At 57.4% G+C, this 230-nt stretch carries 1 pseudogene; it reads left to right on the top strand.

From position 1 onward, the window contains the following. Positions 1-230, top strand: a pseudogene (locus tag QP381_RS09580) (hypothetical protein); the annotation flags it as partial.

Genomic DNA, 230 nt, shown 5'->3' with positions numbered 1-230 from the left:
AGCCGGCCACGGATGGCTTCTCCTATGTTCTTATCAACATAACGGCCACCTACCTCGGCAATGACTCCCAGGGTCAGATGCCCTGGGCGACGGTCGACTTCGTCAGCAAGGACGGCAAGACGTACAACCTGGCGTCTTCTCAGAAGCTGACTCTCGCGCCGGAGGAGTTCGACCAATTGTCTCCCCTTTTCAATGGCGCATCGACGACCGGAAACATCGTCATCGAGGTC

Source organism: Pauljensenia sp. UMB6358 (assembly GCF_030216865.1).
Classification (GTDB): domain Bacteria; phylum Actinomycetota; class Actinomycetes; order Actinomycetales; family Actinomycetaceae; genus Pauljensenia; species Pauljensenia turicensis_A.
The sequence above is the reverse complement of the archived record's forward strand: the minus strand, read 5'-3'. Positions and strand labels throughout refer to the sequence as shown.